Source organism: Flavobacterium urumqiense (assembly GCF_900108015.1).
GTDB classification, from domain to species: domain Bacteria; phylum Bacteroidota; class Bacteroidia; order Flavobacteriales; family Flavobacteriaceae; genus Flavobacterium; species Flavobacterium urumqiense.
The window spans coordinates 153,880-178,701 of record NZ_FNVP01000002.1; the positions used below are offsets into that span (position 1 = coordinate 153,880).

Consider the following 24,822-nt stretch of genomic DNA (forward strand, 5'->3'; position numbering starts at 1 on the left):
TAAATAGAAATTTAGCTTATTTTAGGTGGAAGCCAAATGGAACGGAAATCGGAAGAAATGAAGATTTCAGAATAATAATAATTTTGTTTCTCAGGTGAAAAACTAAAAATTTGACTAGTAAGTGCAACATAAACTTGTGAAGACAAAGCCAAACTAACTACAGAACTGGTACAAGAAACATGTTTACATCCTCCGTTACAACCCTCATGGCTTTTTGAACTTTTTCCTTTGTCGCAACAAGCCGTTTTCTCCTTTTGTGAAACAGCTTCTTTTTTACAACACGCTTTCTCTGATTTGGTTCCACATGCAAAAGCTACGCTTGGCATCATAAAGAAACCAAGCATAACAAGTAGCATTATGTAAAACTTTTTTGTCATCAGTAAACTTTTGTAAAAAACAAAGGTATTAAATTAAGGACTATTGCTAATTTATTAACTCCTAATTACTTGTTAAAAAATCAATTACTTCCCTTCGCCTAATATCCCATTCATAATGGATTGCAACAATGACAATACAATACTAAAGATTAATGCGGTCCAAAACGAGTCTACACTAAACCCGCCAACAATATTTGTACACAATAATATAATCAATGCATTAATGACTAACAAAAACAATCCTAATGTAACAATGGTAACCGGTAAAGTTAGTACTACCAATATTGGTTTGATAAATATATTAAGCAAACCAAGAACTATAGCTACAATCAACGCAGTAGTAAAACCAGCTACATGAACACCTGGCATGAAATGAGCAATAAGTAGCACTAATCCTGATGTAACTAATATTCTGATCAATAAATTCATAGTTTTTATTTTAAAATTTAAATAAATGTAAGAAAAATTTAAATCGAATTAATTTATTTTAAAAAAGAACTTGCGATTTGATGAAAAAGGATTGGGTTTTCAGCATGCAGCCAATGCCCTACATCAGCAATTGTTTCCACAGTGGAATTAGGGAAATGCTGTTTTATGTTTTCGAAATCAGTGTCCAAAATATAATTGGATTTTCCACCGCGTATGAATAATGTTGGTTTCTCAAAAACGGCATTTGGCGGCAATGGAACTCCAATTTCATCCATTTTTTTATTGAAAACTTCCAAGTTGAATCGGAAAGCGAGTTGTCCCGGTTCTTGCCAATACAAACTTTTCATTAAAAATTGTCTCGTTCCAAAATCAGGAATATATGGAGACATAATTTCCTCAACTTCGTTTCGGGTTGGTTTTTTGGAGAAATCAACAGCGTTTAATCCTGCCAAAATATCCTGATGGTGTTGCGGATAAAATTTTGGTCCGATATCAGCAACAATTAATTTATCTACTAATTCCAGATGAGTTGTCGCCAAAAGCATGGCCACTTTTCCACCCATGGAATGACCGATTATATTTATGTTTTCTAAATTATTGGCATTGCAATACTCGAAAACATCCTGAACCATGATTTCATAACTAAATTCCTCCGAATGCAAGCTTCGGCCGTGATTGCGCAAATCGATCATGTGAACTTGAAAACCTTCGGTACCAAACTGAGTTCCTAGTGTTTTCCAATTATCCGACATTCCCAAAAAGCCGTGGAGAATTAAAAGTGGTTTGCCTGAACCTTCTATTTTTGAGTAGAGCATTTTGATTTTATATTTTAGATTGCAGAATTACGTGCGTGAGGGATAGCAGTGGAAATCCTTTTTTATCATGAAACGATAGTGGAATGAAAAAAAGATTGCAACGGATAGCCCGACCACGCTGCAACGCTAGTGAAAGCGTGGTCACGCCCCAATTATTTTATTTTAATTTTTGCAAATACATGTTGATCACATTATCCAATCCCAGATAAAGAGCTTCGGAAATTAAAGCGTGCCCAATGGAAACTTCCAGCAATCCCGGTATATTTTCCTTGAAAAACTGAATATTATCTAAACTTAAATCGTGACCTGCATTGATTCCTAAACCGATTTGATTGGCCAGAATTGCTGATTCCATATACGACTGTATACCTCTTTTATTACCTAAACAGTATTCGTGTGCGAATGCCTCGGTATACAATTCGATTCTTTCAGTTCCAATTTTTTTAGCGCCTTCAATCATTTCAAGAACCGGATCCACAAAAATAGAAGTTCTGATTCCGTTGCGTTGAAATTCCTGAACAATTTCAGTTAAATATGCGGCATGTTTTATGGTATTCCAACCTGCATTGGAAGTTATCGCATCGACAGCATCCGGAACTAAAGTAACTTGGGTAGGTCTGATTTCGAGAACAAGATCGATAAATGTTTTCTCTGGATTTCCTTCAATATTATATTCGGTGTAAACAAAGGATTTCAAATCTCTGGCGTCTTGATAACGGATGTGACGCTCATCTGGACGCGGATGAATCGTGATTCCTTCGGCACCAAACTTTTGAATGTCGGCTGCAACCTTTAATAAATCGGGAACATTTCCTCCACGTGCATTACGTAAAGTAGCTATTTTATTGATGTTTACACTTAACTTTGTCATTGGAACACTTTTTGATTGTGAAAAATAGTATTTGTTGTGACAAAAATACAAAGTAAAATCTAGGAGTTTTTGCTTATTTTTGATTATTTTGCATGAAATATTGAGATTGATTTATGACAGAAATTACAGAGTATATTACCAATGATTTTAAAGCGATTGACAGCCAAGATACTATTGCGGATGTTCAAGACTTTTTTAATGATGTGCACTTTTCACATTTTCCTGTAATTGAGGAGGAAGTTTATATTGGCAGTATGGCCGCAGATGATATTGTAACTTTTGAAAACAAGAAAAAAATAGCAGATTATAGATTTACTCTCGAAGGATTTTTCGTTAGAACAAATACAATCTGGCTGGATGTACTAGAAATTTTCGCAAAGAATCATACTAATTTAGTCCCTGTTTTAGACCTAGATAATAAATATGTAGGTTATTACGAAATAGAAGACATCATGAGATTTTTTCATGAAACTCCTTTTTTAAAAGAACAAGGAGGAATTATTATTGTTAAAAAAGCAGTGTTGGATTATTCTATGAGTCAAATTACTCAAATAGTTGAAAGCAACAATGGTAAACTTTTAGGTTTGTTCATTTCTGAAGCAGATATTGAAAGCGTTCAAATTACGGTGAAAATAACATTAGGCGCAATGAATGACATCATCCAAACCTTCAGAAGGTACGATTACGAAATTATATCTGAGCATCAAGAAGACAATTACATCAACAACTTAAAAGAACGTTCTGACTATTTAGATAAATATCTCAATATCTGATAAAAAACGAATTAGAAAATGAGAAAATTAGAAAATTGATCTTCTAATTGACATATTATCTAATTATAATTCAAAAAAATGAAAGTAGCGATATACGGACAATATTACCAAAACAGCACCGAACCAATAATTAAAGACATCTTCGTTTTTTTTAATACCAATAAGGTAGAAATGGTCATTGATTCTGAATTTTTGAAAATACTTTATGAAAAAAATATTGTTCGAAAAGAATATAAAACTTTTGAATCTCATACCGAATTAGATCAAAGTTTTGATATGCTGATAAGTATTGGCGGCGACGGAACTATTTTAAGAGCAGCTACTTTAGTTAGAGATTCAGGTGTGCCTATATTAGGAATCAATGCTGGCCGATTAGGCTTTTTAGCAACCGTTCAAAAAGAAAATATTGCAGCGTTTATGCAATTTGTAATTGAAAAAAAATATACTATTTCAAAAAGAACGCTGTTGAGTTTATCATGTTCACCAAACAATGAAGCCATTGAGGACATTAATTTTGCAATGAATGAAATTACCGTTAGTAGAAAAGACACTACGTCTATGATTACAATAGACACCTATCTAAATGATGAATTTTTAAATTCCTACTGGGCAGATGGTTTGATTATTTCCACACCGACGGGTTCAACGGGCTATTCTTTAAGTTGTGGAGGTCCAATACTTACTCCGGACGTAAAAAGTTTAGTTATTACACCTATCGCTCCTCACAATCTCAACGCAAGACCACTTGTGATTCCTGACGAAACTGAAATTCGATTAAAAGTTTCCGGTCGAGAGGAAAATTATCTCGTTTCACTAGATTCCAGAATTACATCTGTAAAAAACGAATCGATTCTGACCATCAAGAAAACTCCTTTTCAAATAAACATGGTAGAAATTCCCGAAGAAACATTTTCAAAAACACTGCGAACTAAATTGCTTTGGGGAGAAGACAAAAGGAATTAAAGCATTTATAACTAATACTATACGATTCCATAACTTTTTTACGTTTTGATTAATCAAGTCCCAATTTATGTTTGTTTTTATAAAAAACATACAATTAACTAAATAGGTGTCGAATCATATCGATAATTATTATATTTGCACGCAATTTTTAAGTAAATGAATCGAATTTTTAACTTTTTATTATTCCTGTTCCCTTTCCTGGCAATCCACGCTCAAATTCATGAGATTGGCGTTTTTGTCGGTGGAAGCAATTTCATAGGCGATGTAGGTTCAACCACTTACATATCCCCTAATGAACCTGCTATTGGAATACTTTATAAATGGAATAAAAGTCCAAGACATTCCTATCGGTTTTCATATACACAATCGAAAATTACTGCAAACGATCTAAATTCTGAAGAAGCCGGTAGAAATCAGAGAGGTTATCGTTTTGAAAACAGCATTAAAGAATTTTCTGCTGGGCTCGAATTTAATTTTTTTGATTTTAATTTACATGAACTACGAACCAAAATTACGCCTTATGTATACTCCGGTCTAAGCTTTGTGCAATATGAAGGTCTATTTTTTGTAGACGGGAAAACTAGATCAGATTCTAACCACGGAACCATAGCAATACCAATGATTTTAGGTATAAAATCAAATATTACCCCTAATTTTGTTTTAGGATTGGAAGTTGGAGCCAGATATACCTATGCAGATGACTTAGATGGAAGCAATCCGACGAATGACAACTTAAAGAACTTACAATTTGGCAACATAAACAATAATGACTGGTATGTTTTCTCGGGACTTACCTTAACATACACTTTTGGAAACAAACCTTGTTATTGTATAGATTAAAAAAATGGAAATATTAAATACAGTAGACACAACTAATTTACCCAAACATCTAGCCATCATTATGGATGGTAATGGCCGTTGGGCAAAACAACAAGGCCTTTTAAGATCTTTAGGACACCAAAGTGGTACAAAATCGGTGAAAGTAATTATAGAAGCAAGTGCTAAATTAGGAATTGAATTTCTTACTCTATATGCCTTTTCATCTGAAAACTGGAACAGACCAAAACTAGAGGTTGAAACACTTATGAAAGTTCTAATCAATTCATTAAAAAAAGAACTTGTAACACTACAAAAAAATAACATCAAACTGAACGCGATCGGTAATTTAGAAAAATTACCACAATCCGCTCAAAAGGAACTTCTTGATGTAATAAATAAAACAAAAGATAACACTAAAATGACCCTAACATTGGCATTAAGCTACGGATCTAGGGAGGAATTAGTCAGTGCTGTAAAAAACATATGTAGTAAAGTTAAAAATAATATAATTTCAATAGACGCTATTGATGATTCAATTATAAATGAGCATCTTTACACGCAAAATTTACCGGATGTAGATTTATTAATACGAACAAGTGGAGAACATAGAATAAGTAATTTCTTGCTTTGGCAAATTGCCTACGCAGAATTGTATTTTACTGATATATTGTGGCCAGACTTTAAAGAACAAGATTTATATGAGGCTATTATTAGTTATCAAAAAAGAGAACGTAGATTTGGAAAAACAAGTGAACAAATTAAATAATTTTTTAGTGTTACATAAAAAAATAGGAATAGCTGTTACCTTATTAATTTTTGGAAGTTTTACCCAAATTAAAGCTCAAGATCGAGTACCCTTTGACCAAGGAAAAAAATATATCCTAGCAGATGTTGCTGTTGTTGGTAAAATAAGTTTTAACACTCAGACCGTAATAACTTTTGCAGGACTTCAAAAAGGACAGGAAATAACGATTCCAGGTGAAGAAATAAGTGGTGCTATTAAAAAACTTGGAAAACTAGGTCTTTTTGATGAAATTTCATTTTATGTGAATAAAATACAAAATGACAGTATTTACCTTGATCTAAACCTGGTAGAATTACCAAAGTTGAATGAAGTTAAGTTTGTAGGAGTTAAGAAAAATAAAACGGAAAGTTTAATTAAAGATAACAGTCTTACAAAAGGAAAAATAGTAAATGAAAATTTAATTACTACCACTAAAAACTACATCGAAAGTAAATATAAAAAAGAAGGATATTACAATACTAAAGTAAATATAACTACCATAAAAGATACATCAACTGTAAATCAAGTAAACATGCTTGTGACAATTGACAAAGGCGATAAAGTAAAGATACAAAGTATTAATTTTGTAGGAAACGATAAATTATCTGATAAAACATTGCGTAAAGCAATGAAAGACACCAAACAAAAGAATCCTATACGTGTTTTAAAAGCATCTAAATTTGTACAGGCAAAATACAAAAGCGATTTAGAAAAAGTAATAGCCGCTTACAAAGAAAAAGGATATCGTGATGCCAGAATACTATCTGACTCTGTCACTTATGATAAAGATAAAAAGGCATTAGCAATCAAAATAAATGTTGAAGAGGGGAACAAATACTATTTTGGAGACATCAAATTTTTAGGGAATACGGTCTATTCAGATCAATTATTAGGCAGAATATTGGGAGTTAAAAAAGGGGAAACTTACAATGGAGTACTTCTTGAAAAAAGAATTGCAGATAAATCTAAACCAGATGGAGAAGACATTACCAATTTGTACCAAAATAACGGTTATTTATTTTCTAATATAAATGCTGTTGAGGTAAAAACTGCAAATGATACTATAGATTTTGAGATAAGAGTTACTGAAGGCCCATTAGCTTATTTCAACAAAATTACCGTTGTAGGAAATGACAAAACAAATGACCGTGTAATTTACCGAGAATTAAGAACTAAACCGGGAGAAAAGTACAGTAAAGAAGAAACGGTAAGAACTGTTAGAGAAATAGGACAATTAGGATTCTTTGATCCAGAAGCTATTGAACCGAAATTTAAAAACGTAGATTCTGCAGCTGGTACTGTTGATATCGAATATAATCTTGTAGAAAAAGGATCCAGTCAAATTGAACTTCAAGGTGGTTATGGTGGTGGAGGTTTCATAGGTACATTAGGATTATCATTTAACAATTTCTCTGCAAGAAACCTTTTGAATAAAGATGCATACAAACCATTACCAATGGGTGACGGACAGAAAGTGTCATTAAGATTACAAGGAAGTACATACTTCCAAACGTATAGTGTTTCGTTTTCTGAGCCTTGGTTTGGACAAAAAAAACCAGTTCAATTTAGTACATCATTATCATATAGCAAACAGTTTTTAAATAACTATGTTACGCAAAGAGTTGACAAAACTAAAAGTTTTAATATTTTAACCTTATCCATAGGATTAGCGAAAAGACTTACTGTGCCAGATGATTTCTTTGTTTTGTCACAATCTATAAGTTACCAACATTATGATTTGCATAATTATAATACTGGATTATTTACGTTTGGAAATGGAACATCGAGAAACTTAGCTTACACTATAGGATTAACAAGAAGTAATAAAGGAACGAACCCTATATTCCCTACTTATGGTTCAGAGTTCAGTATTTCGGCAAAAGTAACACCTCCTTATTCTTTGATGAATGGAATTGATTATGCTACTTTAGGTGACAAAGAAGAATACAAATTAAAAAATACGGTTGACCGATCCAATGTACCCGATGCAAATGGGAATACAGTTAAAATAGGTGACTATGTAGATGCAGCCGGAAATAAAGTATTCAACTATCAAGATGCTGCGGCTGACCCTGCTTTAGTTGACCAAAAGAAGTTTAATTGGCTAGAATATTACAAAATAAAGTTCAAAGCGGATTGGTACACAAAAATTTATGGTAAATTAGTACTACGAACGTTAACGGAATTTGGATTTCTTGGAGCATACAATCAAGACAGAGGTGTTGTACCATTTGAAAGATTCTATGTAGGTGGTGATGGATTAGCGAATTATTCAATGGATGGAAGAGAAACTATACAATTAAGAGGTTATCCAAACAATTCATTGACACCAGTAAACACTAAAGGAGAGCAAATTGGAGCGACAGTTTATAATAAATTTTCATTAGAAATGCGTTATCCTATAACATTGAAATCATCGGCATCTATTTACGCACTGACTTTCTTGGAAGCGGGTTCTTCGTATAAAGATTTCAAAAGTTATAATCCGTTTGATTTAAGTCGTTCAGCTGGAGTTGGATTACGTGTATTCATGCCAGCCTTTGGATTATTAGGTATTGATTTTGGATATGGTTTTGATGCTTTACCAGGAACAGCTAAACCTAATGGATGGGAAACACACTTTATTATTGGACAACAATTTTAAAAAAATGACATAAAATTTTCTAATACTATACCGTTATGAGAAAACATTTTTTATTTCCATTTTTAGCCTTTATCGTACTAAGTACAATAAATGGGCAAACTAAAGGTACCAAAATAGGCTATATTGATATGGAGTACATTTTACAGAATGTAACCGATTATACGGAAGCGAAGAGCCAATTAGATCAAAAAGCTCAAAAATGGAAACAGGAAATTGAGGTAAAAAAAATAGAGGTCAATAAACTTAAGGATGCTTTAAAGGCAGAAAAAGCTTTATTGACAAAACAACTCATTGACGAAAGGGAAACTGAAATCAAGTTTCTTGAAAATGAAATGATAGATTATCAGCAGAAAAGATTTGGGCCAACTGGTGATTTAATTCAACAAAAAATAGTTTTGTCAAAGCCGATACAGGACCAAGTGTTTACTGCCATTCAAGACATTGCAGAAAGATTGAAATATGATTTTATCTTTGATAAATCTTCTGATTTGACTATGTTATTTACGGCCAAAAGGTTTGACATTAGCGAACAGGTTTTACGCGTACTGAATCGTACAGAAAAAAGAGAGCAGTTAACAAAAAAGCAGCTTAAAGATCAAGAAACGAAAGAAAATAAAGAAGATGCTTTGGATGAAAATCCAGTTTTAGCAGACCGAAAAAAAGCATTAGACGAAAAGAAAGCAGGAAGAGACCAGATTATCGCTGACAGAAAATTGCTTCAAGAACAAAAGAAAAAAGAATTTGACGAAAGGAGAAAACAACTTCTATCTGAAAGGGAATCTAAAAAAAATGGCACGGTTTCTGCCTCAGCTAAAACAGAGGAACCTAAAACAAAAACAACTGTCAATGACTCCACTAAATTAGCTTCAAAAAAAGTGATAGAGGATACCAAAATTAAACAAGTTGAAGAAAGAGCAACGATATTAGAACATCGAAAAAAAGTAATTGAAGATCGTAAAAAAGCTTTAGAAGATAAAAAGAAAAAAATACTGGAAGATAGAGAAGCGATAAAAAAAGCTAACGCTGAAAAATTAAAAGAAAATACAAACAAAAATTAATATTAAATATTTTAAAAACGATGAAACAAATTAAAACTTTACTAATTGCCGCTATATTATTATTTGGCGCAAATCAAACAATTAATGCACAAGCAAAAACAGCACATGTTGATGTAAGTGAAATTATGGCAAAAATGCCAGCTATGATAGACGCTCAAAAACAACTGGAGAAATTGAGTGGTACTTATGATGCGAATTACAAAAAAATGGTTGAAGAATACCAAACAAAATTAAAAAAATACGATGCAGAATCTGCAACAGTAACTGAAGTAGTTAATGGAGAACGCTCAAAAGAAGTTCAAGATATGCAAAAAAGAATTGTTGATTTCAGAGACAATGCTCAAAAAGAATTGCAACAAAAAGAATCTGACATCGTAAAACCATTAATGGATAAAGTAAGAGCTTCAATCCAAAAAGTAGGTAAAGCAAAAGGATTTCAATATGTATTAGACGGCTCTACACTTTTATTAGCTGATGGTCCAAACTTGACTGCTGATGTAAAAAAAGATTTAGGTTTTTAAAAAATACACCCATTAGTTTATAAAACTGCTCACTCCAAATTTGGGAATGAGCAGTTTTTTTTTGAAAATAATTTTTAGGATATTTATGTTGTACCTCTTAACTTTGTTTCTATGCATAACGATCAACCTATAGGAATTTTTGACTCTGGTATTGGAGGAACTTCAATTTGGAAAGAAATACATCATCTGCTTCCCAACGAAAAAACTATTTACCTTGCCGATAGCAAAAATGCTCCTTATGGTCAAAAATCAAAAGAGGAGATTATTGCATTAAGTATTAAAAACACTGAATTCCTGCTCAAGATGAACTGCAAATTGATAGTTGTGGCTTGCAACACTGCAACTACAAATGCAATCGAGGAATTGAGAGATAAGTACGATGTCCCATTTATAGGAATAGAACCGGCAATAAAGCCAGCCGCATCTAATTCAAAAACACAAATTATAGGAATTCTTGCCACACAAGGAACACTGAACAGTGCGCTTTTTAATAAAACTACGGAGAAGTATCAAAATACCAAAATAATTGAACAAGTGGGTCATGGATTGGTTCAACTTATTGAAAACGGTGATATTAATTCGCCAGAGATGATAAAATTGCTTCATTCCTATCTTACTCCCATGATTGAAGCTAATATCGATTATTTAGTATTGGGCTGCAGCCACTACCCCTATCTAATTCCTCAAATAAAAAAAATACTTCCACCGCATATTCAAATTATCGATTCCGGTGAAGCTGTTGCCAAACAAACACAAAATATATTAAGAGAAAAAATAGGGTTTTCTTCTTCCAAAAAAAGCAAACCTATTTTTTATACTAATACCGATTCAAAAGTATTATCTGAGATTTTAGAAAATAAATATGACGTGGAAAAAATTGAATTTTAAGAAATTCCGTTTATTCTTCCTTGAACCAACTGGAATACATTACGTAATTATTAGATATACGTTCGATTTCACCAGCGAAATCAGATTGGTCAATATCTTTTACCTTTTTGGCAGGAACACCGGCCCAAATAGAACCAGAGGAGACAACTGTATTTTGAGTAATGACAGCTCCAGCCGCAACAATAGAATTGCTTTCAATAATACAATTATCCATTACAATTGCTCCCATTCCAATCAATACATTGTCATGAACCGTACAACCATGTACAATGGCATTATGACCAATTGAAACATTATTTCCTATAATTGTCGGATGCTTTTTATAAGTACAATGAATTACAGCACCATCCTGTATATTTACTTTATTGCCTATTTTGATGAAATTCACATCACCTCTAATCACTGTGTTAAACCAAACACTACAAGAAGAACCAAAACTAACATCACCAACAATAGTAGCATTCTCGGCTACATAACAATCCTCTGGTATAGAAGGAGATTTTCCGTTTACAGATTTAATTAACATGATTATAAAGTAAAATTAATTTATTGCAGGGCAATTGCATTCGTATTTTTCAGGTTTGCAAAATAAATTGATTCCTAAAGTAACTTGGTGATAGCCACCGTTATCAAATTTCATGGCGCCGGAGACATGTGAATACGTATAGGCAAACATGAAATTATTGAAATTTACTCCAATAATTGGAGTAAAATATTGAAGTCTCTGTTTAGAAACTCCAGATCCATTAGTATATTCGGCACTGTCAAAACTTCTGCGATAAGACAAACCTCCCCATAGTTTTCCAAAATTAAAATCTTTGTATGCTTTCATATTAAGGTCAATTGATTTCTCTTTAGTCTTATCTACCAATTGAAATAAAATTGAAGGTTCCCATAATATTCTATCCTTATCTCCAAAAACATAACCCGAACTCAACAAGTATTTTCTCAAATTATCACTTTCATATTCCGTGTAAATATCTCTTCTTGTTTCAATAGCATTCTTTACCGTACCGTGAACATAAAAGTCTAAATAATTATAGGAAGCACCAAAATCAACATTAAAATAAGAATCCTTTTGCACTATTGTTCCATCAATAATTGGATCAAAATCACCCGATTGTCTGAACTCTGTTTCGTCTAACTGGCTTTGGATTAAACCTGCGCTTATCCCAAAAGACAATTGATTTAAGTCGATTTCATCTCTTGAAAACATCAAATGATAGGCATAAGTAAACTTTACCCCTTTTTGCGAATGATATCCATTTTTGTCATTAAAAAGAATAATACCAGCACCAGCTTTTTTCCCTACTCTTCCATTAAAACTTAATGTTTGCAGCTCCGGAGCATCTTCTTGTCCGAACCATTGTTTTCTTGCTGTAAGTCTAATTTTAGCACAATTTGCAGCACCAGCCATAGAAGGATGAATCAAATAATAATTATCTGACAAATAATCTGAATAAACCGCAATCCCTTCTTGCGAAAAAGAATATTGTGCTGTAAAAAAAAGAAGTGCTAAAATTCTAATTTTGTTATACATCGAGATACAATTATATAAAATGAATGTTAAACCAACATAATCTGCGACAACTAGCTATATAACTAAATTATTGTTAATTTATTTTATTAATATCCAAATATAGCGATTCGTGGAAAATATCTTTACTAAATTTGTAGAAATTTACAAATATCATGACAAAAGTTAGTATTAAAGAAACACAAAACCCAACCATACTTAAATTTGAATTCCAAGATTTCATCACTCAAAACGAAAGTTTCGAATTCAAGAATATAGATGAAGCTAAAGCTTCTCCCCTTGCTCAACAATTATTTTACTTACCTTTTGTAAAAACAATTTACATCTCCGGTAATTTTATCGCAATTGAAAAATACAGCATCGTAGAATGGGAAGACGTTAAAGATGCCGTTGCAGAGCAAATTGAAACATTTGTAAATAATGGCGGAATAATCATCAGCATAGAAGAAAATAAAACAAAAAAACAGCCAATAACAGTTTATGGTGAAACAACCCCTAATCCAGCAGCATTAAAATTTGTGGTTAGCAAAATGTTGACCAAAAATGCTATCGAATTCAAAAACATTGATCAAACGGCACCTTCTCCCTTAGCGAAAGAATTATTCAAATTTCCCTATGTAAAAGAAGTTTTTATAGATGAAAACTACATCTCCGTAACTAAATACGAAATCAATGAATGGCAAGAAATAACTTTAGAATTAAGAAGTTTCATCAAGCAATATATTGAAAATGGCGGAACTGTTCTAGATGAAAACTTACTGGAAGGTAATACGAAACAAGAAAACAACACCCATAAAGATTTTGATAATCTGGATGTAACTTCACAACAAATAATTAATATACTGGAAGAATACGTAAAACCGGCCGTTGCAGCTGATGGCGGTAATATCGTTTTCGATTCTTATAATGAAAATGATAAAACAGTAAAAGTAATTTTGCAAGGCGCTTGTAGCGGCTGTCCTTCATCCACATTTACGTTAAAAAGCGGTATTGAAAACATGCTTAAAAGTATGCTTAACGATGATAACATCAAAGTAGAGGCAGTCAACGCATAAAACCACAACCACCTGACAATGTTAATATTACATTAAAAAATAGGCAATTTTAAATTAAAATTTTAAAAATTTGGTATATTTAATATCTAATTTAACACCTAGAAATTATGTCAGTATTAAAAGTAATTGAAGTACTTTCCAATTCAGAAATTAGTTGGGAAGATGCAGCGCGAAAAGGAGTTGCCAAAGCGGCTACATCGTTAAAAAACATACGATCTGCATATATTAAAGACCACAGCGCAACTATAAAAGATGGTAAGATTACAGAATATAGAGTAAATTTAAAATTGACATTCGAACTCGAATAGATTATTTTAATAAAAAATTTAGGCGTTTCATTCGAGACGCTTTTTTTATACAATTACTTTTTAGAAGCAATTCCCGCAATCCGGTTCAATCGAAAGCCCGGAACGCCAACTCATTGGCGGAAGCCAAAAAAATCAAATCTCCCTTTTTTAACTGCACGTCATAAAGAGGAAAAAACATTCTTTTATGTATGCGAAAACAAGACATTTTTACCACCAAACACTGATTTTCAGCAAACTATTAACGATATAATTAAACACTTTTAGAAAAAATTGCTTACTATTGTAAGACTAATCAAATAAATATATCATGGGAGTATTATCATTTTTAAAGAATTTGTTTGGCTCAGCCAAAGAATCAGCCGGTGAATTGGTTGAAAAAGCCGAAACAACTTTCGACCAAGCAAAAGAAAAAGCAGCACCTTATCTTGAAAAAGCAGAGGCTTTTACAGAGGAAACGTTTGATAAAGTAAAAGAAACTGCCTCACCTTATCTTGAAAAAGCAGAATCCTTTGCTAATGACACAATAGGAAAAGTAAAAGAAACAGTCGCACCAATTATAGAGAACACAGAAACATATACTGACAAAGTGAAGGAAGTAGTAAGCGAATATTCTGATAAAGCGGGAGATGCTTTTGCAAAAGTGACGGGAAGTGCAAAAGAAAATATTGATGTTACAAAAGAAAAAGTTGAAGATATAGTAAATGAATCTAAAACAACGGTTTCAGAAACTGCTAACATTGTCAAAAACAAAGTTGAAGATGTAGCAGAAGACTCTAAAACAACCGTTTTAGAAACTGCTGAAGTTGCAAAAAACAAAATTGAAGATGTAGTAGATGAATCCCTAACAGCTGTTTCAGAAACTTCAGAAACTATTTCTGAGAAAACAAGTGAATTTGCAAATGATATTGATTCAAAAGGTGCAGAAATAGCCAAAAAAACCATAAATAAAATAGAAGAAGATGCAGATTAGGTTCTAAAAAATAATTAATTTGTATTTTCGCGGTTCAAACTTAACCTTCTCCTATGAGAAGGTTTTTTATTATTTCAAAAATGAACTTAGACCCTAATCAACTTACTGATTACGCCAGTACTTTTGTTAAAGTATTAATTGATTATTCCCCAAAATTAATATCTGCGGTACTTATTCTGTTAGCAGGACTTTATACGATTCGGCTTATCAATAGATTTATTAGAAGCATGATGATAAAAAGAAATTTAGACCCTACACTAACTAGGTTTCTTTCGGATATTCTACTTTGGGTTTTAAGGGTTTTACTATTTATAACTTTTATCTCAAATCTGGGAATCGAAACCTCTTCTTTTGTCGCTATTCTTGGGGCAATGGGACTCGCCGTAGGTCTGTCACTTCAGGGTTCTTTATCAAATTTTGCAGGAGGAATGCTGATTATTCTCTTTAAACCATTTAAAGTCGGTCATACAATAGAGGCACAAGGAGTTATCGGAACAGTAAGCGAAATTCAAATATTTGTCACCAAATTAATTAATGCCAACAATCAAACCATTTTCGTCCCAAACGGATCTTTATCAAACGGCACTATCATCAATTACTCCTTACAAGGATTCAGAAGAGCTGATTTGACAATAGCCATTTCCTACGATACTGACATTAAAAAAGCAAAGGATATCATTACAAATGTTCTGAACAACAATCCAAAAATACTTAAAACACCCATTGCTGAAGTTTCAGTAAAAAACTTAACAGATAATGCTATCCAGCTTGCAGTTAGACCTTGGGCAAATAATGAAGATTTTGGCGCTGTTTTCTCTGACACTCTGGAAAGTTGCAAACTGGCATTTGATGCAGCCAGAATTGTTGTTCAACCTTACGTAAGAGAATCGTCTAAGGTTAATTCTTAATTTAAATATCTTACTTTTTTGAGGTTGTAATCATAAAATCTTTTAAGTAATACGGTTCAAAATAAGCGACATCAACAATGTCCCTTATTTTGAATTTTTCAAAACTCAGCAGACTCATTTCCTTTGCAGATGGATATTTGATTTCATCTAAGAAAATAAAGTTCTCTTTAGTAAGAACCGTTTTGCATTTTTCTGAACAATCACCCACAAAATAAATTGTTTCCTTTAAATCATTAAAGGAATCTTCTGTGATTATTTCAGCCAAAATAGCCCGTTTGTTCTCTAAATTTGGATTGAATATGGCACTGTATACTTCCATTCTTCGGGCATCAATCATTGGAACAATTAAACCATTTGTAACAACTACCTGAGAAGCCAATGTTTTCAATGTATCAACTGCAATTAAAGGAACATCTAAAGCATAACTCAGTCCTTTGGCTGCAGAAACTCCAATTCTCAATCCAGTGTAAGAACCTGGTCCTTGACTTACTGCAATAGCCACTAAATCATTGACTGTAATTCCCGCTTCTTCTATGATTTCTTCAATAAAAACATGCAATCGTTCGGCATGAGAATAACCTTCTTCAGCAATTTCTTTGCATAGAATCGTTTTTCCCTCTTTTGCGAGAGCAACAGAACAGTTTTTAGTCGCAGTTTCGATGTTAAGTATATAAGGCAATTTAATTTTGGGTTTAGGATTTTAGATTTAGGATTACTGAATCATAAAATCATAATTATTTAATCTCTATTTTTCCAAAACTTGTCATTCCGATAAAGAAGGAATCAGACGATGCGATTCTTCCTTTATCGGAATGACAATGGTTGGGTGATTTATTTTTTGATAAAACATAATCACAATACAAATCTCGTTATAAAACTTGGAATTTGAAATTTGCTTTTGAAATTTTAAAAAAAATTTACTTCTTCTCTTTATCTGTTTTTAACGTCACTTTATCACCTGAATTCAAATCCTTCGAAACCGTGGTATAAGGACCAGTTATAACAACATCTCCTTTTTTCAGACCTGTTAAAACCTCAATATTTGTATCGTCTTGAATTCCTGTTTTTATGATTCTGATTTTAGCTTTCTCTCCCACTTTTACAAAAACACATTCAAACTTTTTATCACTTTTAGGCATTGTTTCTTTACCTTCTGTTTTAGAATCTGGCATCTTACCTATAACCACCGCCGTAGTATCTGACTTTACCACCACTGAACTTATTGGCACAGACAATACATTATTTTTTGTTTTAGTAATTATATCAACCGTTGCTGTCATTCCAGGTCTAAAAGGAGAATAAGTTGCAGGTCTTCCTTCTAATAAATCTTCATACGATTCTTTAAGTATTCTAACTTTCACCTTGAAATTAGTCACTTGATCAGCCGTTAAAGAAGAACTTGCCGAATTAGAAATACTGGTAACAATACCTTTAAACTGTTTTTTTAAATAAGCATCAACTTCAACTTTCGCCTCGTCACCTACTTTTATTTTTACAATGTCATTTTCATTCACATCTACTTCAACTTCCATATTGTTCAAGTTGGCAACTCTCATTATTTCAGTTCCGGCCATTTGTTGCGTTCCCAACACACGTTCCCCTAATTCTACATTTAACATAGAAATCGTCCCATCTGCCGGAGCATAAATAATGGTACGACCAAGATTATCCCGGGCTTCATTTACAGAAGCTGAAGCACTTTGAACATTATAATAAGCCGATTGTTTTGTTGCTTTTGCTACAGCAAAAGAAGCGATTGCTTTATCCCAATCTGATCTAGATATAATTCCCTTTTCAAATAAAGTTTTGTTTCGATCGTAACTTGATTTGGCTTCCTTAAAAGACGCATCTGCCTGGCTCAATCCGGCTTTTGTTCCTGATAAATTGGCAACCGTTCTATTTAAACCGGATGTATATAAATCTGGATTGATTTTTACCAATAGATCTCCTTTTTTAACTACTTGTCCCTCTTTTACAGGCAATGCAATAACTTCTCCGGAAACCATTGAAGATATTTTTACCTGTATTTCAGGTTGAATTTTCCCAGTAGCAGAAACAGTTTCTATAATTGTTGAAACATCTACTGTAGTTATTTCTATCTCTTTTCCCTTATCTTTATTACCAATAACTCCCGTTTTTGAAAGTACAACCAATAATGCTATAATTACTACGACGCTACCAATTAAGATATAAATTGTTTTTTTTGACATGTTAAATTAGTTTTTGATAATTGGAATTCCAAAATAGAATTCCAATATTTTAATTTTAAAAATATAATCGTATTTGGTTCTAATAACTTCAGATTGTGCATTTGACAATAAGGTTTGCGATTGGTTAAAATCAAAAGAATTCATTAAACCAACAGCATATTTTTCTTTAGCATAATTATAGGATTCTTGTCTGGATTCTAAAGCTACTATTGAAGATTCATGCGCATTTAAAGCTCCTTTTGCATCCGTAAATGCAGTATACACATTTCTTTGCAAATCTAAATCCTGTTGTTCTAATGCGATTTTTGATCTCTCTAAACTTACTTTAGAACGTTCTACATTATTTCTTGCTGAAAACCCATTAAATATCGGAATCGATAATTGTGCCCCAAAAGACTGCCCTTTATTATCATTAAATTGATCAAAAACGGGTAATGCTTTTCCTAAAATTGGCGTGTAAGTAGGTTGCAATACATTTTGATTCGTTTCTTGAACATAACCAATAATTGAAGTTGGATTATTCGTATTTGGACCGTAACCAATAATTCTATCGGAATATCCAGCTCTGGTATTAAAATTATAAAATGCTTGTAATGTAGGCTGAAAACCACCTTTTGCAATAGCAACATTTTTTTCGGCAATTTCTAAATTAGTTTGAGCAATTTTTAATTCTGTTCTGATTTCCTTGGCCTTATCATAGATAGCTGTAGGAGTTTGAGCCAAAATATTATTTTCGTCTTTAATTGAAGTATTATCAATTACATCAAAATTTTCAAAATCCTTTAATTGCAATAATTGCGCTAAACTTAATTTAGAAATCAACAGCGCATTATCTGCAGCAATAACGCTCTGATTATTGGACGCCACAGTAGCTTTTATATCCAATAAATCCCCACGAGGAATTGATCCTGCCTTTACTAATTCTTCTGAACGGCTATATTGTTTTTCGTTAAACGCTTTTTGCTCTTGTTGCACTTTTAGATTTTCTTTATTAAAAAGGATTTGCAAAAAAGCATTAGCAACATTTAACGCCACATCTTCTTTCATTTTCAATAACTGATATTTCGCAGCAACTATGGAAAGATTGGCTCTTCGCAGCGTGTTTTGGTTTTGCAGTCCCTTGTAAATATCAATACCTACGCTTGCTCCTGCCGAAGTAAACTGTGAAGTTTGATTTCGTAAAAGTCCTGTCGTAATATCTTGGTTCAAACCAATATTCCAAGAATGAGAAGCATTTGCATTAACAGATGGCAAAAAATTCCCAATAGCTCCTTTCTTATCGATCATTGCCGTTTTAGAATCTAATTCGGTTTGCTTGATGGAAATATTATTTTGTACAGCATAATTTACGCATTCTTCCAAGGTCCACTTTTTAGATTGTGCCTGAGCTGAAAGCCCAAACAGAACAATAAAAACGAAACTTATACAACTCTTTTTTTTCATATTCATTTGATAAAAATGCAGCAAAGGTACTACACAAATTTAACATTTTTCAAAAACTACTTATCTTTTCAAGCTCTGCTTTATTTATTTATTGTTTACTTCTTCAGACAGTAATATCTAACTTTTATTTTATAAAAAAACATAATTTCACTTTTAAATTTAAAGCTAATTATTTAAACAATATTTATTATTCCCAAAATGAATTCTGATAAAAACATACTGGTTTTTCTGATAATACACCAATAAGACATAATAGCTTTGAAAATGTTACAGTTTAACCCTAAAATATAATTGTTTTCTTAATTTTGTTCCTTCAAACAAAAACAAAATGCTGAAATTCTTTTCGATCTTACTTGTTATTCTACTTATTGTATCGATTTCTGGTTGTTCCACTTCCCAAAAGATAGCTACACTAAAACCGGAACCTGATGATGCCATTCCTTTGGTTTACGAAAATGTCCCCTCTTTTATTAATTTGCCTATTAGTGTAAAATTGAAGGATATTGAGAACCAAACTAACGCATTGTTGAATGGTTTGATTTATGAAGACAACAACATTGAAGATGATGGCATTGAAATGAAAATTTGGAAACTGGCCCCCATTACTATCATGAACGATCATGGGAGTTCGGGACAAAAGATAAAAACAATTTTACCATTAAAAGCTATCGTAAAATATAGAATTGGCACTAAAAAACTTGGCATTTCACTTTACGATACCAGGGAATTCAATCTAAACGGTGTAATAACTTTACTAAGCGATGTTAGTTTGACCAATTGGAAACTGAATACCACAACAGAACTAAAATCATTAGAATGGAATGAAAGTCCCACGATGACCGTTTTTGGTAAAAATGTACCTGTAACATATCTAATTAATCCTGGCGTTAAACTTTTTAAATCAAAAATAGAAAAGAAGATAGATGCTGCCATAGAAAAATCGATGGATTTTAAACCTAATGTTCTGGCAGCTTTAGAAAAGATTTGCATTCCTTTTCAAATGAGTGATGTTTATCAAAGTTGGCTTCGAATTGTTCCTATTGAAATTTATTCTGCTAACGCCAAATTGAAAAACGATACATTCATACTGGAAATGGGAATGAAATGCAACATGGAAACTTTAATAGGAACTAAACCTGAATCTAAATTTGATGCAACAAAAATCATTTTGAAATCAGTCACTAACATACCGGAGGCAATAACAGCTAATATCGTGGCTGTTTCAACTTATCAAGAGGCTTCAAAAATAATGACCAAGAATTTTTCCGGACAAGAATTTGGCTCTGGCAGCAATAAAATAAAAGTACAAAACGTAGCCATTTGGCAAAAAAAAAGCAAAATGATAATTGCTTTAGATGTTATGGGATCAGTTAACGGAACCATTTATTTAGCAGGTTTTCCAAAGTATAATGAACAAACCAAAGAAGTGTTTTTTGATCAATTGGATTATGCTCTTGATACTAAAAACAAATTAATGCGCACTGCAAACTGGCTTACTCAAGGATTAATTTTAAGAAAAATTCAACAGAGCTGTCGTTATTCTATAAGACCAAATTTAGAAGAAGGCAAACAAAGCATGATGAATTATTTAAAAAATTATTCTCCCATGCAAGGCGTTTACGTAAATGGAAAAATGGAAGACATTCAATTCCAAAAAATCGAATTAACCAATCAAGCCATTATTGCCTTTATAAAAGTAAAAGGGGCCGTAAATATATCCGTAAACGGACTGAAGTAAACATCTCAGGTCCACGCTGGGGGAAATCCTTTCAGAAAAAGTGGACTTTTAATTTTTTTACCTGGAATTGAAGCTTAACTTTTATTCTTTCTCATTCGATACACAGCATAACCAATACCGCCAACAAGTAAGTAAGGAATCACCATTAGATATACAATTCCGTCATTTACGGCTGCCGCTTTCGTTTTATTTCCTTCACTAGTCAATGCAGCACGACACATAGCACATTGTGCTTGCGTATTGAGAGGGAAAAAGAAAGAAACAAGAAGAAAGAATACTATAACTCTTTTTCTTGAAAAAATTTTTACTTGCGTATTGCGTATTGTTTTTTTATTGAGCATAATAAGGGGAAATCATTAAATAGACGATCACACCGGTAACGGCAACATACAACCATATAGGAAACGTAATTTTAGCAATTTTTTTATGCATCTCAAATTTAGTAGCCAAAGCACGAACATAAGTTACTAAGACTAATGGAATAATTGCAATTGATAAAATTATATGTGTTATTAAAATTAAAAAGTAAACTAATCTTAAGTTTCCTACTTTCAATTTTTCAGCGACATCCAATTCACCATTGTGATTTACATCTCCAAATATAGTGGAGTCGGCTGTCATGTGATATGCTACATACATCACTAAAAAAGCAATAGAGCAACCAATTGCTGATTTCATCAGATTTTCATGAAGCGTTCTTTTACCGTTTTTGATAGCCAAGACTGCTGAAACTAATAAGACAGCAGTAACACCATTAATTGTAGCATAAATGGAAGGTAAAAAATGTAAGGGAGCAACATGAATACCAAAATCTTTAAGCTTTACTTTAAAAAGTATGGCAACTGCGACAGGTATAAGCACAGAAAGGATGATGATCCATTTATTATATTTTTGTTCTATCGAATTATCTTCCATCTTAATCTTTTAATAAAATATTAATGTCTTGTTGAATATCTCTTACTCCTTTTTTCTCTAAACCGTCGTAATATAATATTGGATTCCCAAAATCATCTTTTCTGCAACGAATATCTCCGTTTTTATCTACCAACGCAAACAAACCAGAATGCTCAAAGCCGCCATCTACTTTACCATTTTCACCAGCATAAAGATTAAAACCCTTGTTTGCCAAATTAAAAATATAAGCTCTGTCGCCTGTCAAGAAATTCCAATTAGATGATTTCACCCCCAATAATTTTGCATGTGCTTTCAAAACTTCAGGAGTATCGTGTGTTGGATCGATCGTAATAGAAATAATTCCAAAATTTGGATTCCCGAAAAATTTATTTTCAATAGCTAACATACTCAGATTCATTTTTGGACAAATTGAAGGGCAAGTTGTAAAGAAAAATTCAAGAACATATACTTTACCTTTGTACGTTTCATTAGTGATTTTTTTATTATCCTGATTCAGCAATTCAAACTTTGGAGCCGGACCAATTTTTACTAATTTTTCATCATTCTTTGCAATAGAACCAATCTTATCTAAACGATCTCCTTTAACCACATCATTATTTTGTATTCTGTCTATTATTTTTGGTACAGCATAAATGCCAAAAAGCAAGATAATAAATGAAATTCCTATGTATGATTTATTTTTAAGCATAGTTTCTTAGAATTAAAGTTCTTTGGTGGCATTATTATTTTTTTTAAGTGCAGCACGATATTCGTACAAAATTACTTTAAAATCATCTAACATTTCATTACTCAATTCGGCTAAATGAAATGTATTATACCCTTCTTTATAATCTTTCTTTTCTTTTCGCCCTCTCAGGTTTCTTACCTTGTCTACTATATATACATTTGGAGTTCCTAAGTTCTTATCTAACTTCCCAACCAATTTTAACTGGTCATAATAGGCATTAATTTCTTGAGGCGTCGTAAAAAGAAAATGCCACTGAGAGACATCCGTAAAATCATCTAAGGCATCTATTATTTTTCTTGCTTCATTTTCGGTTCCTAATGGACAAATTACAACAAATTGTAAGTCTGCGAAATCATGATATCTCTGGTAAATTTTTTCATTTATATTGAAATAATTACCTCTGTTTTTTAATAGTTCCGTTCCGGAAAATCCCAAAATAGTAATTTTACTATTCAAGCTGACTTTTTCTCCATTTAGAGATTTCCATTGCCCGAAATCAGCAACTTTGGGAGTAATTACAGGCAACTTAGTGAAACTATTTATTCCCGATGCAAAAAAAAGGTAAGCAACAATAGGCAAAATAAAAAGCACAAAAAGAACGATATTTTTTTTCATTATTTTGATATTATTTAAAGTACAAAAATAAAAAAAGGCACGCAATGCGCACCCTTTTTTTGAATTAATATCTTGTTAAAAATTCCATTTGATAGTAGAATTCTTAAAAACCTCATAAATATAATTTCCTTCAGTCAAAAGAATGAAAAGTAAATATAATACTAGAAAAATTACTGGTAAAACAACAGCATTTTTTAGTGTACTTTTTTCACCTTCCATATGCATGAAGGCCCATACAATATAAAACGCTTTTACAAGTGTAAGGATGATGAATAACCAATTTAATAAACTCATAGCCATAAAGCTATTCAAGTGAAGCGCGTCTGGCTTAAAAATTCCAAAAATTACCTCTACAATCGTTATTAGAGACAAAAGAGCAAAAACGGTCCAAATTCTCTTTGTATTAGAAACATGTTCGTGTGACATAATGATAAATCTAAAATTAAACTAAGTAGAAAAATGTAAATACAAATACCCAAACTAAATCGACAAAGTGCCAGTATAAACCAACTTTTTCGACCATCTCGTAACTTCCTCTTTTCTCGTAAGTACCTAACAGCACATTGAAAAATATTATAATATTTATAATAATCCCAGAGAGTACGTGAAAACCGTGAAACCCAGTAATAAAGAAAAAGAAATCAGCAAATAATTTACTTCCGTATTCGTTGTGGGTTAAATTAGCCCCTTCAACTACTAAACTAGCTTGAGTTAATCTCAATTCAGAATCCTTTCTAGAAAGAATTGTTTTTTGCTTCTCTTTTGTGATAATCTCTGTTTTTATTAAAAGATCAGGGTGTGCTTTAAATCCAGCTTGAACTTCCGCAACTGAATAAGTAGGCAAAGAAGATTCTGACATGAACCATTTTCCTTTACTTCTTGTCAATTGCTCTCTTTCTTCCGGTAATGTTGCCGCAAAATCAGCAAGAGCTACTCGATGCCCCTCTTTATCCACAAACTGAAGTAAACTTCCTCCTTTTGTTTCGATTGCACCATATTCCCCTTTTATGAAATTTTTCCATTCCCAGGCTTGAGATCCAACGAAAATCATACCTCCGATAATGGTTAAAAACATATAAATAACGACTTTGTCTTTTTTCATTTGATGACCAGCATCAACGGCTAAAACCATTGTTACTGATGAAAAAATCAAAATAAAAGTCATCAATGCCACATAATACATCGGAGCAGATACCCCATGCATAAATGGAAAGTGTGTAAACACTTCATCGGCCAATGGCCAAGTTTCAATAAATTTGAATCTAGAAAATCCGTAAGCCGCTAGAAATCCAGAAAACGTTAAGGCATCTGATACGATAAAAAACCACATCATTAATTTACCATAACTTGCTTTCATTGGCTCATTGCCGCCTCCCCAAGTTTTCTCTTCACTATTTGCAGTAGTAACTGTCGCTTCCATAAAAGTTATTCGTTAAAAAGTTCCCAAATTTACG

At 32.5% G+C, this 24,822-nt stretch carries 28 protein-coding genes; 13 read left to right on the forward strand and 15 right to left on the reverse strand.

Annotation, left to right across the window (positions count from 1 at the left end; all coding sequences use genetic code 11):
• Positions 1–11: 11 nt before the first annotated feature.
• The 4 genes from C4S35_RS03860 to C4S35_RS03875 form a co-directional block, all read right to left on the reverse strand.
• A complete protein-coding gene (locus tag C4S35_RS03860) occupies positions 12–377 on the reverse strand; it encodes a hypothetical protein (protein WP_131477585.1) in 366 nt (121 codons plus the stop codon).
• An 84-nt stretch (positions 378–461) separates the two neighbouring features.
• Positions 462–806, reverse strand: coding sequence for a phage holin family protein (locus C4S35_RS03865; protein ID WP_103998916.1), 345 nt, complete (start codon positions 804–806; stop codon positions 462–464).
• A 53-nt stretch (positions 807–859) separates the two neighbouring features.
• Entirely contained in the window at positions 860–1,621 is a 762-nt protein-coding gene (locus C4S35_RS03870; protein WP_103998917.1) for an alpha/beta fold hydrolase, read from the reverse strand.
• Between the two features lie 157 nt (positions 1,622–1,778).
• Positions 1,779–2,492, reverse strand: coding sequence for a pyridoxine 5'-phosphate synthase (locus C4S35_RS03875; protein ID WP_103998918.1), 714 nt, complete (start codon positions 2,490–2,492; stop codon positions 1,779–1,781).
• Positions 2,493–2,605: 113 nt separating this feature from the next.
• On the opposite strand from C4S35_RS03875, the gene C4S35_RS03880 reads away from it, so the two are divergent.
• The 8 genes from C4S35_RS03880 to murI all read left to right on the forward strand — a co-directional run bounded on the left by C4S35_RS03880 (position 2,606) and on the right by murI (position 10,942).
• Complete coding sequence (locus tag C4S35_RS03880; RefSeq protein ID WP_103998919.1) at positions 2,606–3,265, forward strand: CBS domain-containing protein; 660 nt, start codon at positions 2,606–2,608, stop codon at positions 3,263–3,265.
• A gap of 78 nt (positions 3,266–3,343) precedes the next feature.
• Positions 3,344–4,228, forward strand: a complete 885-nt coding sequence (locus tag C4S35_RS03885) for an NAD kinase (RefSeq protein ID WP_103998920.1) — start codon at positions 3,344–3,346, stop codon at positions 4,226–4,228.
• A 156-nt stretch (positions 4,229–4,384) separates the two neighbouring features.
• Positions 4,385–5,068, forward strand: coding sequence for a type IX secretion system protein PorG (porG, locus tag C4S35_RS03890; protein ID WP_103998921.1), 684 nt, complete (start codon positions 4,385–4,387; stop codon positions 5,066–5,068).
• A gap of 4 nt (positions 5,069–5,072) precedes the next feature.
• The gene (locus C4S35_RS03895; RefSeq protein WP_103998922.1) at positions 5,073–5,813 is read left to right on the forward strand and encodes an isoprenyl transferase; all 741 of its coding nucleotides are present in this window, start codon (positions 5,073–5,075) and stop codon (positions 5,811–5,813) included.
• A complete protein-coding gene (locus C4S35_RS03900; RefSeq protein ID WP_103998923.1) occupies positions 5,746–8,475 on the forward strand; it encodes a BamA/OMP85 family outer membrane protein in 2,730 nt (909 codons plus the stop codon). The genes C4S35_RS03895 and C4S35_RS03900 overlap by 68 nt, the downstream gene beginning before the upstream one ends.
• A 35-nt stretch (positions 8,476–8,510) precedes the next feature.
• Positions 8,511–9,533, forward strand: coding sequence for an OmpH family outer membrane protein (locus C4S35_RS03905; protein WP_103998924.1), 1,023 nt, complete (start codon positions 8,511–8,513; stop codon positions 9,531–9,533).
• 20 nt (positions 9,534–9,553) lie between these two features.
• Positions 9,554–10,054 carry an OmpH/Skp family outer membrane protein gene (locus C4S35_RS03910; RefSeq protein WP_103998925.1) on the forward strand — a complete coding sequence of 167 codons (501 nt, stop codon included), beginning with the start codon at positions 9,554–9,556 and terminating at the stop codon, positions 10,052–10,054.
• A 111-nt stretch (positions 10,055–10,165) separates the two neighbouring features.
• Positions 10,166–10,942: a glutamate racemase gene (gene murI / locus C4S35_RS03915; protein WP_103998926.1), complete on the forward strand. Its 777-nt coding sequence runs from the start codon at positions 10,166–10,168 to the stop codon at positions 10,940–10,942.
• Between the two features lie 10 nt (positions 10,943–10,952).
• Here murI and C4S35_RS03920 read toward each other — a convergent pair whose 3' ends face one another.
• Both C4S35_RS03920 and C4S35_RS03925 read right to left on the reverse strand, forming a co-directional pair.
• Positions 10,953–11,468: a gamma carbonic anhydrase family protein gene (locus tag C4S35_RS03920; protein ID WP_103998927.1), complete on the reverse strand. Its 516-nt coding sequence runs from the start codon at positions 11,466–11,468 to the stop codon at positions 10,953–10,955.
• Between the two features lie 15 nt (positions 11,469–11,483).
• Positions 11,484–12,482, reverse strand: coding sequence for a PorP/SprF family type IX secretion system membrane protein (locus C4S35_RS03925; protein WP_103998928.1), 999 nt, complete (start codon positions 12,480–12,482; stop codon positions 11,484–11,486).
• Positions 12,483–12,634: 152 nt separating this feature from the next.
• Here C4S35_RS03925 and C4S35_RS03930 point away from each other — a divergent pair, with 152 nt between their 5' ends.
• From C4S35_RS03930 to C4S35_RS03945, 4 genes are all read left to right on the forward strand, one after another.
• Positions 12,635–13,534 carry a NifU family protein gene (locus C4S35_RS03930; RefSeq protein ID WP_103998929.1) on the forward strand — a complete coding sequence of 300 codons (900 nt, stop codon included), beginning with the start codon at positions 12,635–12,637 and terminating at the stop codon, positions 13,532–13,534.
• Between the two features lie 107 nt (positions 13,535–13,641).
• On the forward strand, positions 13,642–13,842 hold the full coding sequence (locus C4S35_RS03935) for a dodecin family protein (protein WP_103998930.1): 201 nt from the start codon (positions 13,642–13,644) through the stop codon (positions 13,840–13,842).
• Between the two features lie 307 nt (positions 13,843–14,149).
• Positions 14,150–14,812, forward strand: coding sequence for an apolipoprotein A1/A4/E family protein (locus C4S35_RS03940; RefSeq protein WP_208618861.1), 663 nt, complete (start codon positions 14,150–14,152; stop codon positions 14,810–14,812).
• 80 nt (positions 14,813–14,892) lie between these two features.
• On the forward strand, positions 14,893–15,720 hold the full coding sequence (locus tag C4S35_RS03945) for a mechanosensitive ion channel family protein (RefSeq protein ID WP_103999099.1): 828 nt from the start codon (positions 14,893–14,895) through the stop codon (positions 15,718–15,720).
• Between the two features lie 10 nt (positions 15,721–15,730).
• Here C4S35_RS03945 and tsaB read toward each other — a convergent pair whose 3' ends face one another.
• From tsaB to C4S35_RS03960, 3 genes are all read right to left on the reverse strand, one after another.
• Positions 15,731–16,399, reverse strand: a complete 669-nt coding sequence (gene tsaB, locus C4S35_RS03950; RefSeq protein ID WP_103998931.1) for a tRNA (adenosine(37)-N6)-threonylcarbamoyltransferase complex dimerization subunit type 1 TsaB — start codon at positions 16,397–16,399, stop codon at positions 15,731–15,733.
• A 238-nt stretch (positions 16,400–16,637) separates the two neighbouring features.
• Positions 16,638–17,930, reverse strand: coding sequence for an efflux RND transporter periplasmic adaptor subunit (locus C4S35_RS03955; RefSeq protein WP_103998932.1), 1,293 nt, complete (start codon positions 17,928–17,930; stop codon positions 16,638–16,640).
• A 6-nt stretch (positions 17,931–17,936) separates the two neighbouring features.
• Positions 17,937–19,373 carry a TolC family protein gene (locus tag C4S35_RS03960; RefSeq protein ID WP_103999100.1) on the reverse strand — a complete coding sequence of 479 codons (1,437 nt, stop codon included), beginning with the start codon at positions 19,371–19,373 and terminating at the stop codon, positions 17,937–17,939.
• Positions 19,374–19,701: 328 nt separating this feature from the next.
• On the opposite strand from C4S35_RS03960, the gene C4S35_RS03965 reads away from it, so the two are divergent.
• Positions 19,702–21,111 (forward strand): DUF4403 family protein, encoded by a 1,410-nt coding sequence (locus C4S35_RS03965; RefSeq protein ID WP_103998933.1) that lies wholly within the window; start codon positions 19,702–19,704, stop codon positions 21,109–21,111.
• 74 nt (positions 21,112–21,185) lie between these two features.
• Here C4S35_RS03965 and C4S35_RS16255 read toward each other — a convergent pair whose 3' ends face one another.
• The 6 genes from C4S35_RS16255 to C4S35_RS03995 all read right to left on the reverse strand — a co-directional run bounded on the left by C4S35_RS16255 (position 21,186) and on the right by C4S35_RS03995 (position 24,788).
• A complete protein-coding gene (locus tag C4S35_RS16255; protein WP_341865118.1) occupies positions 21,186–21,332 on the reverse strand; it encodes a hypothetical protein in 147 nt (48 codons plus the stop codon).
• A gap of 109 nt (positions 21,333–21,441) precedes the next feature.
• Positions 21,442–22,026 (reverse strand): DUF420 domain-containing protein, encoded by a 585-nt coding sequence (locus C4S35_RS03975; protein ID WP_103998935.1) that lies wholly within the window; start codon positions 22,024–22,026, stop codon positions 21,442–21,444.
• 1 nt (position 22,027) lies between these two features.
• The gene (locus C4S35_RS03980; protein ID WP_103998936.1) at positions 22,028–22,714 is read right to left on the reverse strand and encodes an SCO family protein; all 687 of its coding nucleotides are present in this window, start codon (positions 22,712–22,714) and stop codon (positions 22,028–22,030) included.
• A gap of 12 nt (positions 22,715–22,726) precedes the next feature.
• Complete coding sequence (locus tag C4S35_RS03985) at positions 22,727–23,368, reverse strand: hypothetical protein (RefSeq protein WP_103998937.1); 642 nt, start codon at positions 23,366–23,368, stop codon at positions 22,727–22,729.
• 75 nt (positions 23,369–23,443) lie between these two features.
• Entirely contained in the window at positions 23,444–23,794 is a 351-nt protein-coding gene (locus C4S35_RS03990; RefSeq protein ID WP_103998938.1) for a cytochrome C oxidase subunit IV family protein, read from the reverse strand.
• A 16-nt stretch (positions 23,795–23,810) separates the two neighbouring features.
• Positions 23,811–24,788: a cytochrome c oxidase subunit 3 gene (locus C4S35_RS03995; RefSeq protein ID WP_103998939.1), complete on the reverse strand. Its 978-nt coding sequence runs from the start codon at positions 24,786–24,788 to the stop codon at positions 23,811–23,813.
• Positions 24,789–24,822: the final 34 nt, after the last annotated feature.

What these genes read in the sequence shown, in the direction of transcription:
- C4S35_RS03860 (WP_131477585.1), bottom strand. Translation starts at nt 377, where the DNA reads ATGACAAAAAAGTTTTACATAATGCTACTTGTTATGCTTGGTTTCTTT.
- C4S35_RS03865 (WP_103998916.1), bottom strand. Translation starts at nt 806, where the DNA reads ATGAATTTATTGATCAGAATATTAGTTACATCAGGATTAGTGCTACTT.
- C4S35_RS03870 (WP_103998917.1), bottom strand. Translation starts at nt 1,621, where the DNA reads ATGCTCTACTCAAAAATAGAAGGTTCAGGCAAACCACTTTTAATTCTC.
- C4S35_RS03875 (WP_103998918.1), bottom strand. Translation starts at nt 2,492, where the DNA reads ATGACAAAGTTAAGTGTAAACATCAATAAAATAGCTACTTTACGTAAT.
- C4S35_RS03880 (WP_103998919.1), top strand. Translation starts at nt 2,606, where the DNA reads ATGACAGAAATTACAGAGTATATTACCAATGATTTTAAAGCGATTGAC.
- C4S35_RS03885 (WP_103998920.1), top strand. Translation starts at nt 3,344, where the DNA reads ATGAAAGTAGCGATATACGGACAATATTACCAAAACAGCACCGAACCA.
- porG (WP_103998921.1), top strand. Translation starts at nt 4,385, where the DNA reads ATGAATCGAATTTTTAACTTTTTATTATTCCTGTTCCCTTTCCTGGCA.
- C4S35_RS03895 (WP_103998922.1), top strand. Translation starts at nt 5,073, where the DNA reads ATGGAAATATTAAATACAGTAGACACAACTAATTTACCCAAACATCTA.
- C4S35_RS03900 (WP_103998923.1), top strand. Translation starts at nt 5,746, where the DNA reads ATGAGGCTATTATTAGTTATCAAAAAAGAGAACGTAGATTTGGAAAAA.
- C4S35_RS03905 (WP_103998924.1), top strand. Translation starts at nt 8,511, where the DNA reads ATGAGAAAACATTTTTTATTTCCATTTTTAGCCTTTATCGTACTAAGT.
- C4S35_RS03910 (WP_103998925.1), top strand. Translation starts at nt 9,554, where the DNA reads ATGAAACAAATTAAAACTTTACTAATTGCCGCTATATTATTATTTGGC.
- murI (WP_103998926.1), top strand. Translation starts at nt 10,166, where the DNA reads ATGCATAACGATCAACCTATAGGAATTTTTGACTCTGGTATTGGAGGA.
- C4S35_RS03920 (WP_103998927.1), bottom strand. Translation starts at nt 11,468, where the DNA reads ATGTTAATTAAATCTGTAAACGGAAAATCTCCTTCTATACCAGAGGAT.
- C4S35_RS03925 (WP_103998928.1), bottom strand. Translation starts at nt 12,482, where the DNA reads ATGTATAACAAAATTAGAATTTTAGCACTTCTTTTTTTTACAGCACAA.
- C4S35_RS03930 (WP_103998929.1), top strand. Translation starts at nt 12,635, where the DNA reads ATGACAAAAGTTAGTATTAAAGAAACACAAAACCCAACCATACTTAAA.
- C4S35_RS03935 (WP_103998930.1), top strand. Translation starts at nt 13,642, where the DNA reads ATGTCAGTATTAAAAGTAATTGAAGTACTTTCCAATTCAGAAATTAGT.
- C4S35_RS03940 (WP_208618861.1), top strand. Translation starts at nt 14,150, where the DNA reads ATGGGAGTATTATCATTTTTAAAGAATTTGTTTGGCTCAGCCAAAGAA.
- C4S35_RS03945 (WP_103999099.1), top strand. Translation starts at nt 14,893, where the DNA reads ATGAACTTAGACCCTAATCAACTTACTGATTACGCCAGTACTTTTGTT.
- C4S35_RS03955 (WP_103998932.1), bottom strand. Translation starts at nt 17,930, where the DNA reads ATGTCAAAAAAAACAATTTATATCTTAATTGGTAGCGTCGTAGTAATT.
- C4S35_RS03960 (WP_103999100.1), bottom strand. Translation starts at nt 19,373, where the DNA reads ATGAAAAAAAAGAGTTGTATAAGTTTCGTTTTTATTGTTCTGTTTGGG.
- C4S35_RS03965 (WP_103998933.1), top strand. Translation starts at nt 19,702, where the DNA reads ATGCTGAAATTCTTTTCGATCTTACTTGTTATTCTACTTATTGTATCG.
- C4S35_RS16255 (WP_341865118.1), bottom strand. Translation starts at nt 21,332, where the DNA reads ATGTGTCGTGCTGCATTGACTAGTGAAGGAAATAAAACGAAAGCGGCA.
- C4S35_RS03975 (WP_103998935.1), bottom strand. Translation starts at nt 22,026, where the DNA reads ATGGAAGATAATTCGATAGAACAAAAATATAATAAATGGATCATCATC.
- C4S35_RS03980 (WP_103998936.1), bottom strand. Translation starts at nt 22,714, where the DNA reads ATGCTTAAAAATAAATCATACATAGGAATTTCATTTATTATCTTGCTT.
- C4S35_RS03985 (WP_103998937.1), bottom strand. Translation starts at nt 23,368, where the DNA reads ATGAAAAAAAATATCGTTCTTTTTGTGCTTTTTATTTTGCCTATTGTT.
- C4S35_RS03990 (WP_103998938.1), bottom strand. Translation starts at nt 23,794, where the DNA reads ATGTCACACGAACATGTTTCTAATACAAAGAGAATTTGGACCGTTTTT.
- C4S35_RS03995 (WP_103998939.1), bottom strand. Translation starts at nt 24,788, where the DNA reads ATGGAAGCGACAGTTACTACTGCAAATAGTGAAGAGAAAACTTGGGGA.